The organism is Photobacterium sp. SP02 (assembly GCF_038519165.1).
Taxonomy (GTDB): Bacteria; Pseudomonadota; Gammaproteobacteria; order Enterobacterales; family Vibrionaceae; genus Photobacterium; species Photobacterium halotolerans.
On sequence record NZ_JASJOJ010000013.1, the window covers coordinates 55,996 to 70,432 of the forward strand.

General features: G+C 40.4%; 13 protein-coding genes and 1 pseudogene. 3 read left to right on the forward strand and 11 right to left on the reverse strand.

Annotation, left to right across the window (positions count from 1 at the left end; all coding sequences use genetic code 11):
* Positions 1 to 75 precede the first annotated feature (75 nt).
* Positions 76 to 711 carry a glutathione S-transferase family protein gene (locus P0Y67_RS08145; RefSeq protein ID WP_342391491.1) on the reverse strand — a complete coding sequence of 212 codons (636 nt, stop codon included), beginning with the start codon at positions 709 to 711 and terminating at the stop codon, positions 76 to 78.
* A gap of 151 nt (positions 712 to 862) precedes the next feature.
* Positions 863 to 2,053, reverse strand: coding sequence for an MFS transporter (locus P0Y67_RS08150; RefSeq protein ID WP_342391492.1), 1,191 nt, complete (start codon positions 2,051 to 2,053; stop codon positions 863 to 865).
* 150 nt (positions 2,054 to 2,203) lie between these two features.
* Here P0Y67_RS08150 and P0Y67_RS08155 point away from each other — a divergent pair.
* Positions 2,204 to 2,684 (forward strand): annotated as a pseudogene (locus P0Y67_RS08155) (IS1634 family transposase); the annotation flags it as partial.
* A gap of 171 nt (positions 2,685 to 2,855) precedes the next feature.
* On the opposite strand, the gene P0Y67_RS08160 reads toward P0Y67_RS08155, so the two are convergent.
* The 7 genes from P0Y67_RS08160 to P0Y67_RS08190 form a co-directional block, all read right to left on the reverse strand.
* Positions 2,856 to 4,013, reverse strand: coding sequence for an FAD-dependent oxidoreductase (locus P0Y67_RS08160; protein WP_342391493.1), 1,158 nt, complete (start codon positions 4,011 to 4,013; stop codon positions 2,856 to 2,858).
* Positions 4,014 to 4,072: 59 nt separating this feature from the next.
* On the reverse strand, positions 4,073 to 5,302 hold the full coding sequence (locus P0Y67_RS08165) for an ATP-grasp domain-containing protein (RefSeq protein WP_342391494.1): 1,230 nt from the start codon (positions 5,300 to 5,302) through the stop codon (positions 4,073 to 4,075).
* Entirely contained in the window at positions 5,299 to 6,576 is a 1,278-nt protein-coding gene (locus P0Y67_RS08170) for an ATP-grasp domain-containing protein (RefSeq protein WP_342391495.1), read from the reverse strand. The genes P0Y67_RS08165 and P0Y67_RS08170 overlap by 4 nt, the downstream gene beginning before the upstream one ends.
* Positions 6,569 to 7,858 (reverse strand): ATP-grasp domain-containing protein, encoded by a 1,290-nt coding sequence (locus tag P0Y67_RS08175; protein WP_342391496.1) that lies wholly within the window; start codon positions 7,856 to 7,858, stop codon positions 6,569 to 6,571. The genes P0Y67_RS08170 and P0Y67_RS08175 overlap by 8 nt, the downstream gene beginning before the upstream one ends.
* Positions 7,859 to 7,870: 12 nt before the next feature.
* Entirely contained in the window at positions 7,871 to 8,155 is a 285-nt protein-coding gene (locus P0Y67_RS08180) for a 2Fe-2S iron-sulfur cluster-binding protein (protein WP_342391497.1), read from the reverse strand.
* Between the two features lie 14 nt (positions 8,156 to 8,169).
* Positions 8,170 to 9,402: an MFS transporter gene (locus P0Y67_RS08185; protein WP_237793864.1), complete on the reverse strand. Its 1,233-nt coding sequence runs from the start codon at positions 9,400 to 9,402 to the stop codon at positions 8,170 to 8,172.
* Between the two features lie 225 nt (positions 9,403 to 9,627).
* Positions 9,628 to 10,371 carry an iron-containing redox enzyme family protein gene (locus P0Y67_RS08190; protein WP_237902773.1) on the reverse strand — a complete coding sequence of 248 codons (744 nt, stop codon included), beginning with the start codon at positions 10,369 to 10,371 and terminating at the stop codon, positions 9,628 to 9,630.
* A 647-nt stretch (positions 10,372 to 11,018) separates the two neighbouring features.
* Here P0Y67_RS08190 and P0Y67_RS08195 point away from each other — a divergent pair.
* Complete coding sequence (locus P0Y67_RS08195) at positions 11,019 to 11,234, forward strand: DUF6444 domain-containing protein (protein ID WP_446728816.1); 216 nt, start codon at positions 11,019 to 11,021, stop codon at positions 11,232 to 11,234.
* 55 nt (positions 11,235 to 11,289) lie between these two features.
* Here P0Y67_RS08195 and P0Y67_RS08200 read toward each other — a convergent pair whose 3' ends face one another.
* Positions 11,290 to 11,490, reverse strand: a complete 201-nt coding sequence (locus tag P0Y67_RS08200; RefSeq protein ID WP_237794038.1) for a hypothetical protein — start codon at positions 11,488 to 11,490, stop codon at positions 11,290 to 11,292.
* 95 nt (positions 11,491 to 11,585) lie between these two features.
* Here P0Y67_RS08200 and P0Y67_RS08205 point away from each other — a divergent pair, with 95 nt between their 5' ends.
* Positions 11,586 to 12,494: a LysR family transcriptional regulator gene (locus P0Y67_RS08205; protein WP_342391498.1), complete on the forward strand. Its 909-nt coding sequence runs from the start codon at positions 11,586 to 11,588 to the stop codon at positions 12,492 to 12,494.
* 102 nt (positions 12,495 to 12,596) lie between these two features.
* On the opposite strand, the gene P0Y67_RS08210 is transcribed toward P0Y67_RS08205, so the two are convergent.
* The gene (locus P0Y67_RS08210; protein ID WP_342391499.1) at positions 12,597 to 13,517 is read right to left on the reverse strand and encodes a PhzF family phenazine biosynthesis protein; all 921 of its coding nucleotides are present in this window, start codon (positions 13,515 to 13,517) and stop codon (positions 12,597 to 12,599) included.
* Positions 13,518 to 14,437: the final 920 nt, after the last annotated feature.

Below are 14,437 nucleotides of genomic sequence, written 5' to 3' on the forward strand. Positions count from 1 at the left end.
GCAACAAGAATGCGGCTTGAGCGTGTTTTTGAGTGATCCGGTCAGATCCGGGCTGACACACAGCCGAAACGCAGGTTAAGTCCGCTCCTTGTCGGCCAGTTCGAAATGTGCCATCTGATCCGCATAAGCTTTCTTAAAGGCCGGACGGCTGGTTAAACGAATCACGTAGGCTTCCGAAGCCGGGCGGTTACTGACAGCACGTACTTGCGGTATGCGCAGCACGTCAGCCATCAGCAGGTCCGCAGCCGTGAACCGATCACCAGCAAGCCATTCTCGCTTACTCAGCACATCTTCAATTTGCGCCAGGCGCTTGTCTACCCACCCGGTCAGTTCATTATCGCTATTACCGGAAATCGTCAGAAACCACCAGGGTACGCTGACTATCTCAATAGAATTGAGCGCCGCAAATACCCATTGCAGCGTGTGCGCCTGACCAATAGCATCGCCCGGCATCAGCTTGTCAGATTGCTGCGCAATATGCATAAGGCATGCGCCACTTTCAAATAACTGCAGTTCACCGTCACTCAAAAACGGCACCTGACCAAAAGGCTGACGGGCAAGATGATTAGTCTCGCGGCCATCAAAGGGGATCGTTTGCACTTTGTATGACAGTCCTGCTTCCTCGCATGCCCATCGCAAGCGCAAGTCACGCACAAAGCCGCGTGGGCCTTCAGGTACCCAGTCTAACGTCCAGATAGTCAACTCGCTCATTGTCTAACTCCGCTAAGTCTATTGTGTTTCGGGGGTTGATTTAGCCAAGCTTAGCTGAATATCGATGGTGAGGATCATCAGGGCAAGGTGCTGACAACAGGTGCATTTTCGGACAGCAATGCTTTATTGTTGTCCGAAAATGGATACGGGACTAATCTGCCTGAGGCAACTGCGACGCTGTTTGAGCAGAGGATACACAAAGCTGAGGCGACATTCCAAGCACAGTCAGACCAAGGATAGCAATGGCAGCTCCCAGCCATATTGTGGCATGCAGACTGAAGCCTGAATCCAGTGTCAGGCCTGCCGCAAAGCTGCCGAACATAATCCCTGCGTTAATCACAGAAGCGTGCAAGGTATTGATAAAGGCCCCCTGCCCCTGTGGTAACGACATCAGTCGGCTGACCAAGGCCGGGTTGAGACTCACACCACAGAAACCCAACAGGACAAGACAAATCACTGCCACCCAGCCAATGTCGGCAAACAGCGCAAACATCACAAAAACAAAGCTCATGATAGCCAGACCACCCATGATTGTCGCTTTAGCATGTTTCACAGCCAGAGAAGCAACAACATTGTTCCCTACCAGCATGCACAGCCCGTAGACCAAGAGTAACCAGGTGACAGCCCCTTCCGGCAGAGCTGCTAAGTCAGTCAGAATCGGCACGATAAAGCTAAAAGGCGCATAAACCGCACCAAGCACACAAAAACTGGTCGCAAAAACCCACCATAGCTTCACATCCAGTACCCCTTTCAGCTCTTGCTTTAACGGATGCGAAGCTTCTGCTGGCAAGGACGGAACAGCCTTCAGCGACAAGGCTGCGCTGAACACTGCCAGTGCCACGACCACATAAAAGCTTTCACGCCATCCCCAATATTCTGCAATCACTTTTGCCAGAGGCAAGCCGATAATGGTGCCCAACATGATACCCGCCAGCACCATTGCAACGGCTCGCAACGTGTCTTTGGGTGCAACCATCCTTGAACAAAGCCCAATCGATACCCCAAAGAATGCGCCGGACACCATACCCGTAACAGCACGCGCCAACATCAGCTGGGTATAGCTGTGTGCCAGAGCACCAAAGAGCTCACCCAGAATAAAAATGCTATACAGGCAAGTCAGAATCGTGCGTGGTGGAAAGCGAGAAAGCGCCAGCATGAGGATTGGCCCGCCAATGGCCATACTGGCGGCAAAGGCTGAGACCAGATAACCGACCTCAGCAATTGAAACACCCAGATCTGCTGCCAGCGCAGGCATAAAACCCAGCACCTGCAACTCGCAGGAAATCATGATAAAGATACCGAGACTAAGAAGGTAAACCCCTGAAGGTAAAGGAGATCGCATAAATTCATTCCAAGTGATGTTTAAGGTTCACCCAGTATCATTTATGACATATGATCGATAAATACTTTGAATTCATTTCACTAATGACTTAAATCATGGATGCTGATCTCAATGCCATCAGGCAATTCATTAAAGTGGCCGACCATCACCCCCTTCGCTAATTTAGAAAAAGAAAATATAGCAAAACTGAAAGTCGGCATGTTCATTTTAGCGACGAATGACATCGACAGCCCCGAACTTGATATGCCTGCATTACTTGAGCATTACAAATCGCAACAGAAGGTAGAGCGAGGCTTTCGCTTCCCAAAAGCCCTGAGTTCTTAACGTCATCGTTCTTTTTGAAAAAGCCACAGCGCATTGAAGCATCGCTGATAATCATGACGTTAAGTTTACTGGTTTATGCCGGTCTTGAGCACAAAATCCGAGAGCAACTAGCCAATAGCGACGAGTTTTTACCAAGAATGGTTAAGAACAAGACAACCTCAAAACCAACCCCGCGTTGGGTATTCTTGAAATTCGAGGAGGTAGATACGTTCAAACTAGGCGGCCAAGGTTCATTACGGGCATCCAGGAAAATCAAACACGATTACTTAGGTTATTGGGCAAGCTATATGAAGCGGATTATCCCTGAAATGGCTCCGGAATATCGGATACACGAAAGCCTCAAGAATTTGAGGCTTTGAAACATAATTTCAGTGAAGTTACAGAACATTCGAAAGATACTTAGAGATATAATGAAAAACAGTGAGGTAATTTATCCCACTGAGATTCACATCAATGATTATCTTTTTATTAAAAGGATTTATTGATTGCATTCTTTAATCAGAGAGACACGTTCTCTGATTCGACTTCCCATTAAGGCAAAACCTTTTAAATTATTTTCATTATCAAAAAAACAACCCTTAAGATTGTTCTCTTCACCGTCAATTTTCCAATTTCCTTGAACATTTACCGGAGGTGGTACACAGAAGATGGGACATGCTGAGGTTTTCACTAAAACAGGAAGAAGTGGAAAATTGACTTCATCACTCAAACCATAACTATTTGTCAGAGTATTGGCTAATGACTTAATACTTAAATTTATAGGTATCAAGAACATGCGGACATCACCATTTATCTCAGCACAATCTCCAATTGCATATATGCTTTCATCACTTGTTTGTAGTGTTGAGTTTACTTTAATGCCATACCCAATGTTTAATTCAGCCGATTTTGCTAATTGAATGTTTGGCCTTAATCCTGCTGCAGATAAAATGATGTCAACGTCAATCTGTTCACCGTTCTCAGTAGTTATACTGATTTCACCATTAGTTTTTACATATGAGTCAGTGATCTTTGTATCTAAGTGAAAATTAACATTTATTTTTTCTAAGCACGCTTTTAAAGCATTTCCTAGCTTATATGGAATTAGTTTTTCCAATGGGTAGTTATCTACAGAAATCACATGAACTTGCATACCGCTTGCAGCAAGGTCATTCGCATATTCCATTCCAACCAGGCCAGAACCAACAAGAGCAATTTTGTTATTTTTTTTCAAACTTTCTCTAAAGTCTTGATATTCAGAGAGGTTATTGATGTAGAAAACAGATGGTTGTACATTGACAGGCCACTCCAGATGAACTGGCAATGCACCTTGAGCAAGGACAAGTTTATTATATCGATATACATAACCACCTGCTGAAATTAATTTTTCTTTGGTATTTATTGAATCTGATTTAACAAAGGTTTTAATCTCAATGTTTAGTTTTTCAGCCATTTCCTCGGCTGTATAATCAATAATTGATGAAGGTTCTAAGTTATTGCTAAATCCAGTAGATAAAATAGGTTTTGAATAAAAACTTCCATCATCCTGTGTTAACATGAATATAGACAGATTAGATTCAACTTGTCTTATTTGTTCAACAAGTCCATAGCCAGCCAGTCCGGTTCCCACAATAATTAAATCAAATTCCCTATTCATGCATTGCCTCATTTATTTAAAAGTAATCAGTATTCAAAAATAAATTTAATCGCCAATTATTATAAATGCTCTAAAACTTTAACTTCATTAAGAACAAGTTGCATAAATTGTTGTACTTCTAAGGTATTATTACCATGAATAATGCCTGCTGCGGGAACTTCCTTCTTTTGATATGTTATATTTTTGGTCAATTGTTGTTTAGGCATCAATTGATTCCACTCTAACATTCTTTCATCAATACAATGCTTTTCATGTCCAGAAAGACGACAATGAGTCCAGGGATAATGGTGGCCAGGGAATACAAACCACCCATAGTTTTTTCCGGCCTGAACTGATTTTATTTTTATCGGTAAGTCAAGTTGTGTTGCGATATTTGCCTGATGTAAATTGATACCAGTTGCGAGTTCAAATGTTTTAACTACATTGGCACCACCTGCTCGATGGCCAATTTCTAAAAATACCAATCTACCTCCCGATTCGAATCCTTCCAAATGGAATGCACCAGATTTTATATTTAATGCATGAATAACAGACTGTGCCCAGACGTGAAACTTCTCTTCCATGTCAATTTGATAGGATCCAAATGCTTGGCCTTCTGCAAAAGCTAAACATGTTCCTTCATATCGACTAACTATTAATTCACTGATGAGTGAATTTTCTACAATGCCATCGATATGGATAATGGATCCAGTGATAAACTCTTCAACTTCAAACTTTTCATAAGCATGATGCTTATCAAGTAATTCAATACCTGTCTCTTTTCTGTGAATTGAACTTAAAAGAGAGTCAATATTGTCAAAAGCAATGACATTTTCACTAGATGCGCCATCTTTAGGTTTTAAAATTAACTTTATATCAGCACAAAACTTTTCTTTTCCAAATATAACATCTGTTAATTCTGAAAATTTAGGTGTATCAAGTCCGGCACTCTCAATACTTTTCTTCATAATGACCTTGTCCCTTACTTTCTTCACTTCTTGCATCTTGGGACCAGGTATATTTAAAGTGTGACGAATGTTAGCAGCGTCATATAATTGATATTCTGAAACTGCAATAACATGGTCAAACTTTTTATTCTCTTCCTTGCACAAGTTAACAGATTTTTCAACTAAATCGTCTGTGCTTTCAATGATGACACGAGAACAATGAATCTGTGGAGGTATACTGTTTATAGCACTGCTTAATCCAATATAAGTAACGTTATGAAATTGATGATCGATAACATTGTCATAGCCAACATTCTCAAATGGAACTCGATGTAAAATAAGAATTGATAAAGGGTTATTCATGCGATTAATTTCCTTTTCTTTACAATGTGCAAAGACTTATTCCAGGCGTTTTGGACTGCTGAAAACATTAATTTAGTGGGTAAGGTTGATTTTGAAGAATATACATAGACTTCTGCGATAAAATCATGATTGCTTTTAGGAATCAAAGGTACACTCTGAGGTTGGGTATTAATCCAACGGAATGATAAAATCTCAATATTATCGATAATATTTATTTCAAATTCTTTATTTATTAAATCAATATGAGGTTCTAAATCATCGATCAAATCCTCAGCTGAACCTAGCATACAAGTAATTGCTTTCCCTTGGGGTTCAAATAAAATATCGCTGAGGTTTTTTCCCATGGCCGCATCAACGAGTAACTGATATAAATTATGGCCATAAACTTTTTCTGCAAGATTCCAAATACCCATACCTCCTGGCCGGCGGTTGGCTTCAATACTTGCTGTTTGGTGAGTTGAATCGACATAACCGATTTCATTATGAAATGCACCAATTTTTTGCCCAGTTAATGAGTTCATGATTATGCCATGGCTCTTAATTCGGCTAGCTTCTTCAACACTGATATCAGCAGGTAAAACCTGACCAATTTCAACTGGATATTGACCAGAAGAGACTATTTTCTCAGTGAGAAAAGAAAATGTTGAAAAACCATCAAAGGAGAACTCCCTGTTGAAAGGTATTAAAGTTTCACAGATCAAACCGCCATGGGCATAGCATTCTAATTCTTTAAATGATTTTTCTAAATCAGATGAAATATTTAGCTTCAGGACTCCCCGGCTTGCGGCCTCACTGACGGGCTTAAGGATAAATCCTTCTGGATTATCCTTTGCAAAATTTAAGACGTCTGAAAAAGAAGTGACTTCCTTATAGCAAGGTCGGAATATATCGTCTGTTCCATAAGTGGATAGATATTTTTCTTCATGTTTTCGGAATGAAAGCTTAGAGTATGCATTTCGACCTAGTTCTTGCTCGTCACATAAAATACCAAGATTTTTAAATAATGAAGGCCCGTTTTTAATAGACTCATCAGAAAAAAGCAAACCTCCCTTAATTGGGTACTCTGAAATATTTGATAATGCACTCTCCAAGAAGTTTTCATCTGTGAGATTCATGTCAAAGACCACATCACAGATATTATAAGCATTATCTTTTGGTTTTTTTGCCAGTAAAATTGTTTTTAACTGATATGCTTGTTTAACATACAGACAAATTTGTTCCAGATCTGGGACTCTACTATGTGCACACCCAACGATTAAAAAAAACTTACTCATAATCTACCTCTAAGGCTGATTGTGTTTCGTAGACCGTATTTTTTATTTGATGAGCTTCTTTGGATATATCCCAAGACCATAGGGCTTGCGCCATAAATAGTTCACGGCTTGCATCAGGAGTTTCCTGTCCCTCCTGCATAAATATTGCCTTTTGAATAGGTGAAAAATTTGAGTTGAATTTTATTTTTTTTATTGATTTACTTGGCTCAGCAAAGAAAACTCTGAAAAATGATCCTTTTCTTCGTTCAAAAAAACACTCAGATTCAGGATTTAATGAGTTTAATAATCCCTCAAATTCTTTACAGTTATAATCAATCAGAGAACTGATCCAAAGTTCTAATAAAGAATATCCTGAATGATTAGCAACGCTTTCATTGATGAATGCGCCACCAATTCTTGGGTTGATTTCTATGATTTCCCAGGAGTCAGCTGAACATTTTGCTTCTAGATGGAAGCAACCATCTCCTAATTCAAGTGATGCAAATATCAATGAAACCCAATGATTTGCTGATTTTATTTGCTCTTTACTCAAAGAAACCGGTGGCGTAATACTTACATTCTCTAGTGTTGTCCCGTTCAGTTCACCGACTTCTAATTTTTCGTGTATTGCTATAATGTGGCAATTTTTACTATTATTTATTATTTCGAAGCAGTATTCAGTTCCAGGGATATAATCTTCAGCAATAAATTGTATTTCTTCAGTAAAGCTTGACTGATAAATTTCATCATTTTTTATTTGATCTGATATGTTAATAATATGTTCCCACTGGGTGTTGTTTTTTAATTTAAATGCTCCGAAAGATGCTATTCCTTGGCGTGGTTTAATGAACTTTTGTTTACCTTCTTCTTTTATATTATTAAAAACAGAAGAGTCTAAAACAATAGTCTCCACAGTGCTTAAATTTGAGTCATTTAGTTTTTTACGAAGAAGATATTTATCCCTCAAGAATGATACTTGAGAGGATGGCATATCATGATTGCCAATTTTTCCATTGGTGACAGCCATGAGTGAACGGTAGTTCTCCCAAACACTGATACATGCGACTGGATTTTTTCCATCCTCAATCAGATGATGGAGGAATGATAAACACTGTTCTTCATTTAAGTCAGAGCTCTCGACAACTCTGTGATCAGAGCACTTTGATTTCATATTTTCTAAAATACTAGGATCAGCTATTTTTGATGAAATCACGTAAAGTTCAAGATTTAATTTATCACAGGTATATTTTATTTGGTTGATAAATGACTTACCACCATGTACCAGCGCAATAATCCCTTTCATAATGATTCTCTCTTAGCTCAAAGACTCAATTGTTATGTTTCCATGAATCTTACATTGGCAAGCCAGGCGATGTGTGTCGCCATTCATACATAACATATCGAGCAAATGATTTTCTTTTGCATTTTTTGAATTCAAGTTTTCAATTCCTTCTAAAACATTAATAGCACAAGAGCCACATGCAGCTGCCCGACAACCAAACATGAGCTCTTGCTGTGAAGAGTTATCAAGCTCAGTAAGATTGCTATTTTTAGCTAAGTGTATTGAATCCCCACATCCTTTGAATTTTATAGTTGGCATATCTAACTCCATGATCAATTTTGATTTGTATATTCTTTGATTTTCAATTTCCTCTTAGAACGATATAAAGAGAAGAGTAAAATATTTAAAATACTGATTGATAAAACTGATGTTAATAACAAGTTTTGTGGGCCAAGTGATTCCGCATATAGAGAGATAAGAATTCCAGATAAAGGAAGTGGGATTTGATTAAGCATGACCATTACAGAAATGACTTTTCCTCTGTCGCCTTCAGGTATAAGTTTTACTCGTTCTGCTCTCATATATACATTGAAGAAAGATAAAGCGGCCATCATCACGGCATACCCGAAAATAAATACAGAAAAAGACTTTGATAGTGCAACGACGATGCACCCAGAGAAAATGAGTATAATAGATGTCATACAAATATTAACTCCTTCCCACTTCTCAAAGACTTTACCACTAAATGACAAAGCAGAAATTGTTGCGATACCCAGACTTAATTGAACTAAGCTAAACTCTTGGTCTGTCACATTAAAAGCGGATATTGAGATAATAGAGGCTTGCCCCATTAAAACCCCAAATAAAAGGTTTACAGCCATCGACTCAAGCGTAAGATACCGAAGCTTATGCTGATTAAAAATAAGTGATACAGATAGTTGTATTTTTTTTATGAATGATACTCCATGTTCTTTATCATAAACTGGATTGTCAAATTGCAAGAATATTGTATTTAAAAAACATACAATATAAATGCATGATGCTAGAAATAGTAATCCATTTTTATCTATAATCAAAAGCATTGAAGCGCAAACGATCGGCCCAGCAATCATTGAAAGCTGTATAATAGCCTGAAGTAAAGATTGAACTTGAATGAGCTTTGAGGAGCCAAAGATATTAGGAACAAGTGACTCTATTGCTATCAATGACTGAGCTTGAAAAAATGAACTGACTATTGCAAGTGCACTTAGAATATAGAAGCTATATTCATTATGAATCGTTAACAGTAATGCGACAACAAGACAACTTATTCCTCGCATAAAGTCTGAAATAATAGATAGTAATCGACCACCAAATCGATCAGCCAAAATTCCTGAAACGGGAAGTGAGATCACACGTGGTAGCCATTCTAAAAAAAACACGATACCGCTTTGTGTGATACTTCCTGTATTTCTGTATACAATAAGAGGTATAGCAAATAATAGAATCTGATCTGCACATAGCGTGAAGAATCTTCCCAAGACAAAGCGCGAGAAGTTTAAATTAACGAATAGTAATCTAAACATAAATTATCCTATAGAGTGTTTTCACAAGTGAGGAGTCATGGCTTTATATCAATTTCATTTATGTGTTACTTACTTCAAGTTACTTTGTCAGGATAGGGATGTAACATTTGGTAGTAAATAAATATAAAAAATCGTATTATATTTTAGAGTACTATTGGAACCTTCATTCCATTGCATAAAAATAATTGAGACATGTTCTCGATTGCTAACATGTCTCATTATAATTTATGCCGCTTTATTTAAACCGACCGTTTTTTCATATAGTTCGGTGTAATACATAGCAAGAAGGTCTTGAATTTCATCGATATACTTCATGAATGAATCAATATCTTCTTCACAGAAAATTAATGCTTTAACAATTTCCCACATATCACCGGAATGGTCATGGCTTAGGTCCGTATTAATGTGCGCAACTTGACCTTTTATTTTTTCTGAACCAAGTTCGGATTGTAAGTTATTGACTTGATCTGGTGTGATTTTAGCCGTTACATACTCAACCAGGTAACTGTAGGCAACCGCACCCAGTGGGTTTTCATGTTCAACAATAAAATATTTAAACCCGGTTAATAAGCGTGTGCTGAACATTGGTTCAGTCGACTTAATTTCTTCTTCAGTGACACCGATTGCAAGTGCATCATTCTTAAAAAGAATGTCATGAAGCATTTCTTCATCTTGGTAGCGAGCATATAATTGAGCTGCTTCTGGAGATATTTTAGCAATTTGATGAAGAGCTTTTGCTTGAACAGTGCGGCTCATTCGAATACGCCAAACATGCTCAATCATATGGCGTTTGTAATAAGCAGTATCAACACCTGGCTCATATAAGTGTTTCGCATGAACGACTTTTTCATCCCACTCTGCCATTTTTTTATCAATGTAGGTGTCAATTTTATTTTTAACTTCTAAACTTTCCTCTGAATCTAAAAAACTTTTAGGGTGATCGAACCCAATATGATTAACTCTGTTCATCATACTTCCTTTGTATTAAAATTATTTGATAATTGAACTTTGTTGGCTTTAATTTTTCACACAACAGAAATTATTAAGACTGTTGTTTAAACGACCAAAAGATATTATTAATGATAAATATTGTCAACGATAAGATTTTGATTTATTTCCTATTTGTAAATAAGAGTTTGGCAGAAAATTATTATGCCCATCATTAGCTGGCTTACACAAGAATCACTCATTATCTTACTTTTTACGGCTAATTAGGCAGAAGTAGGGGTGGGGAAATTATCATAACCATATGAAATCAATTGAATTTATATGCGATCATATTAATATGCACTATACCTCACATTGTTTTGATATTGATTCTCATTTCTTTTTGAATTTTGGTGTTATATCCTCACATCTAATGTAAATCTAGGTTAATATTCTAAATTATTCTTTAAATCCTTTGGTGTACATTTGTGACTTTGATCTAATTTTTATTGTGATCTTTTTTTGAATATTACATTACTTGCGATTGAGTAATGATCAGGCCTGAAATGTTTTTGCAACATTTCACCGGGTGCATATCGACACGCATTTTTTGTGACCGTGTTAACTTGATCCGCATTTCACCTTGAACGATCCTCCCCAGCTGTCATGTTAGTGGCATGACAAAGAAAATGCTTCCTGTTCCTAATTTTGATACGCCCGAGCAGGCGAGAGAGATAATCAGCTTCCTCAGGAACAAAATTGCTGAACTTGAAGACCGACTCAATCAAAGTAGTCGTAATTCTTCCGTGCCTCCCTCTAAAGACAATTTTGCCAACAAGGCCAGGAATACGTCCCCCCACTCGGAGAAAATCGACAAAAAAGCAAGGCGCTCAGCAAGGGCATAAAGGTCATCGCCGCGAACGTCAAAAGCATGACGAGCGACTCCTCGTTGAGCAATATTTACCTCACGACAGCAAGGATTGGCCCGCCAATGGCCATACTGGCGGCAAAGGCTGAGACCAGATAACCGACCTCAGCAATGGAAACACCCAGATCGGCTGCCAGCGCAGGCATAAAACCCAGCACCTGCAACTCGCAGGAAATCATGATAAAGATACCGAGACTAAGCAGGTAAATCCCTGAAGGTAGAGGAGATCGCATAAATTCATTCCAAATGACGTTTGAGATTCACCCAGTATCATTTATGAAATATGATCGATAAATACTTTGAAATCATTTCACTAATGACTTAAATCATGGATGCTGATCTCAATGCCATCAGGCAATTCATTAAAGTGGCCGACCATCAAAGCTTCACCGTTGCAGCCACGCAGCTAGGTATCACGCAATCGGGTATTTCCAGGGCTATCAGCAGACTGGAAGCACAGTTGGGTGTTAAATTGTTACATCGCAATACCCGCAGCCTGAGCCTGACCGCAGACGGTGAATTATTTCTGTCTCGCGTCCGCCCATTAATCTCCGGACTTTCTGATGCTCAGCATGAAATGCAGCATCATGGCAATGCTCCCAAAGGCACGCTGAAAGTCAGTGCGCCTTCCGCATTTGGACGGGCTATCCTGATTCCGATCGTCAGTGAGTTACTGGAATCCCATCCCCAGTTAAACATCGAACTGGTTTTGACCGATCGAATAGTCGACATTATTGATGAGGGATTTGATGCGGTCATTCGCAGCGGCCCCGTTGCCGATGCCCGAGTAATAGCCAGGCGCTTATCGCCAGCCAATTGGGTCACAGTGGCCTCTGCTAAATACCTTGCCAGACGTGGCGTCCCAAAGTGTATCAAGGAGTTATCGCAACATAATTGCCTGAGAGTTCGTTTATCTACAAACGGGCTGATTAACCCATGGCGGTTTACGGATAACGGTAAACCCATCAGCATGGATGTGAGTGGGAATCTGATTCTTGATCATGGCGACCCTTTGGTTGAAGCAGCCGTCGCCGGCACCGGAATTGTGCAACTGCTGACTTTTTTCGTTCGGCCATATCTCGCCGACGGACGCTTACAGGAAGTGCTCAGCCACAATGCACCGCCTCCCCAGCCACTGACTTTACTCTACCCGCCATCTCGTCAATATTCGGCCAAACTGACTGTATTTCGCGAGGCACTCCTGTCCCACTGGGGCGATCGGGAGGCAGACAGATGACGAGCAGGGGCGCTCTCGTTTGCTGGAGTGCAAGTCTAAATCTCCCATGTCATTTTATGCTGTTAAAAACAGAGGGAGTCGATTGTCCATTTAAGCTCATTGTTATAAGAAGACTTGCTGCAGCCCAATCTCATGCGCATAACCGCCGACCCGTACCTTGGAAATATTGTGCTCTTTCAACTCAACTGACGCGGTAATGATTGAAACACAGTCCATTGCCCTTCCTTGCTCGAAAGTAAAACCTTCCGAATATTCGCTACCAAGGTGCTTGGATAAATAACAGGCTAAGGCGCCGCTGGCACTTCCGGTTGCGGATTCTTCCGGGATACCAAACAAAGGAGCAAAGTTTCGACAACTCGCTGTCAGTCCGCTGTCTTTCTCACACAGTTCAAAAGCATGGAGACTGACAAGATCATGTTCTCTGCAAAAATCACTGAGTAAGTCTTCATTTACCTGGATTCTATCCAGATACCCCAATGGCACGGGAACAATCATATCTGGCAAGCCTGTTGAAATAACCTCGACAGGTAATCCGGTTGACGCCAGAGCTGTCGAGTCAATACCAATTAACGCTGATATCGCCTCGCAATCAAACACCCCAAGGTATTCAGGTAATTTCTGCGCCATAACGATATGGCCATCAGGCTCTATAGTGACGGCAAGTAAACCGGCTTTAGTCCTCTGAACATATTGCCCATCGGTTACGATCCCTTTTTGATACAGGGTTGCAAATGCAGCTAAGGTGGCATGACCGCAGAAATCGACTTCATCCGTGGTGGTAAAAAACGACAGCTCAAAATCGGCTTCGTCATCTTGGGATACAAACGCGGTTTCTGAATAACCAACGGCTTTGGCGATGGTTAATTTTTCGTCGTCAGAAAGATTATCTGCGTGCAATACTACGCCGGCAGGATTTCCGCCGGTACCATTGGCAGTAAAGGAATTAACCAAATAAGCGTCAATTTTCATCGATTTTAATTTCTCCGTAAAATGTTGTTCCACAAAACGTTTATAAAAAGACATCAATTTTTGCGGAACCTATGTCGCGCTTGCGTTCGGTGTTCACCTCAGCATTGTTTGATGCGCGCCAGACACTCTTTGTCTGCACAAAGAGTGCCCAGAAAAGCCTTTTCGGTTCTCTGACGTTGTCCGGGTCGGTTATAGGCGCTCCAAGCGCCGACAACCTAAAAATACATCCATGTATTTTTACCCTGGCGTGGCTGACTATCCCTCTGGGGATGCTTTGCTGAATCCTTCGGTAATTCCAGCTGCTGTCTTTGTCATTTCTCTAACTAAATAGGGGTGAGATTTACAACATCAATTGTTGCGGAACCTATGTCGCGCTTGCGTTCGGTGTTCATCTCGGCATTGTTTGATGCGCGCCAGACACGCTTGGTCTGCTCACAGCGTGTCCAGAAAAGCCTTTGGGTTCTCTGCTGTTGTCCGGATCATTCATCTAACTAATGATGGGAAGACTCACAATATCAATTTTTGCGGAACATATGTCGCGCTTGAGTCCGGTGTTCACCTCAGCATGGTTTGAAGCGCGCCAGACACTCTTTGTCTGCTCAAAGAGTGCCCAGAAAAGCCTTTTTGGATCTCTGGTGTTGTTCGGGTCGGTTGTAGGCGCTCCAAGCGCCGACAACCTAAAAATACATCCATGTATTTTTACCCTGGGGCTGTGGCTGACTATCCTTCTGAGGATGTTTTGCTGAATCCTTCGGTAATTCAAGCTGCTGTCCTTGTCATTTCTCTAACTAAATAGCGGTGGGATTTACAACATCAATTCTTGCGGACGCATGTCGCGCTTGAGTCCGGTGTTCACCTCAGCATGGTTTGAAGCGCGCCAGACATGCTTGGTCTGCTTACAGCGTGTCCAGAAAAGCCTTTTGGGTTCTCTGGTGTTTTCCGGGGCGGCTGAGTTTCCAACTGAGATGGCATGA

Coding starts and splice junctions, on each gene's coding strand:
- P0Y67_RS08145 (WP_342391491.1), bottom strand. CDS start 711: ATGAGCGAGTTGACTATCTGGACGTTAGACTGGGTACCTGAAGGCCCA.
- P0Y67_RS08150 (WP_342391492.1), bottom strand. CDS start 2,053: ATGCGATCTCCTTTACCTTCAGGGGTTTACCTTCTTAGTCTCGGTATC.
- P0Y67_RS08160 (WP_342391493.1), bottom strand. CDS start 4,013: ATGAATAGGGAATTTGATTTAATTATTGTGGGAACCGGACTGGCTGGC.
- P0Y67_RS08165 (WP_342391494.1), bottom strand. CDS start 5,302: ATGAATAACCCTTTATCAATTCTTATTTTACATCGAGTTCCATTTGAG.
- P0Y67_RS08170 (WP_342391495.1), bottom strand. CDS start 6,576: ATGAGTAAGTTTTTTTTAATCGTTGGGTGTGCACATAGTAGAGTCCCA.
- P0Y67_RS08175 (WP_342391496.1), bottom strand. CDS start 7,858: ATGAAAGGGATTATTGCGCTGGTACATGGTGGTAAGTCATTTATCAAC.
- P0Y67_RS08180 (WP_342391497.1), bottom strand. CDS start 8,155: ATGCCAACTATAAAATTCAAAGGATGTGGGGATTCAATACACTTAGCT.
- P0Y67_RS08185 (WP_237793864.1), bottom strand. CDS start 9,402: ATGTTTAGATTACTATTCGTTAATTTAAACTTCTCGCGCTTTGTCTTG.
- P0Y67_RS08190 (WP_237902773.1), bottom strand. CDS start 10,371: ATGAACAGAGTTAATCATATTGGGTTCGATCACCCTAAAAGTTTTTTA.
- P0Y67_RS08195 (WP_446728816.1), top strand. CDS start 11,019: ATGCTTCCTGTTCCTAATTTTGATACGCCCGAGCAGGCGAGAGAGATA.
- P0Y67_RS08200 (WP_237794038.1), bottom strand. CDS start 11,490: ATGCGATCTCCTCTACCTTCAGGGATTTACCTGCTTAGTCTCGGTATC.
- P0Y67_RS08205 (WP_342391498.1), top strand. CDS start 11,586: ATGGATGCTGATCTCAATGCCATCAGGCAATTCATTAAAGTGGCCGAC.
- P0Y67_RS08210 (WP_342391499.1), bottom strand. CDS start 13,517: ATGTCTTTTTATAAACGTTTTGTGGAACAACATTTTACGGAGAAATTA.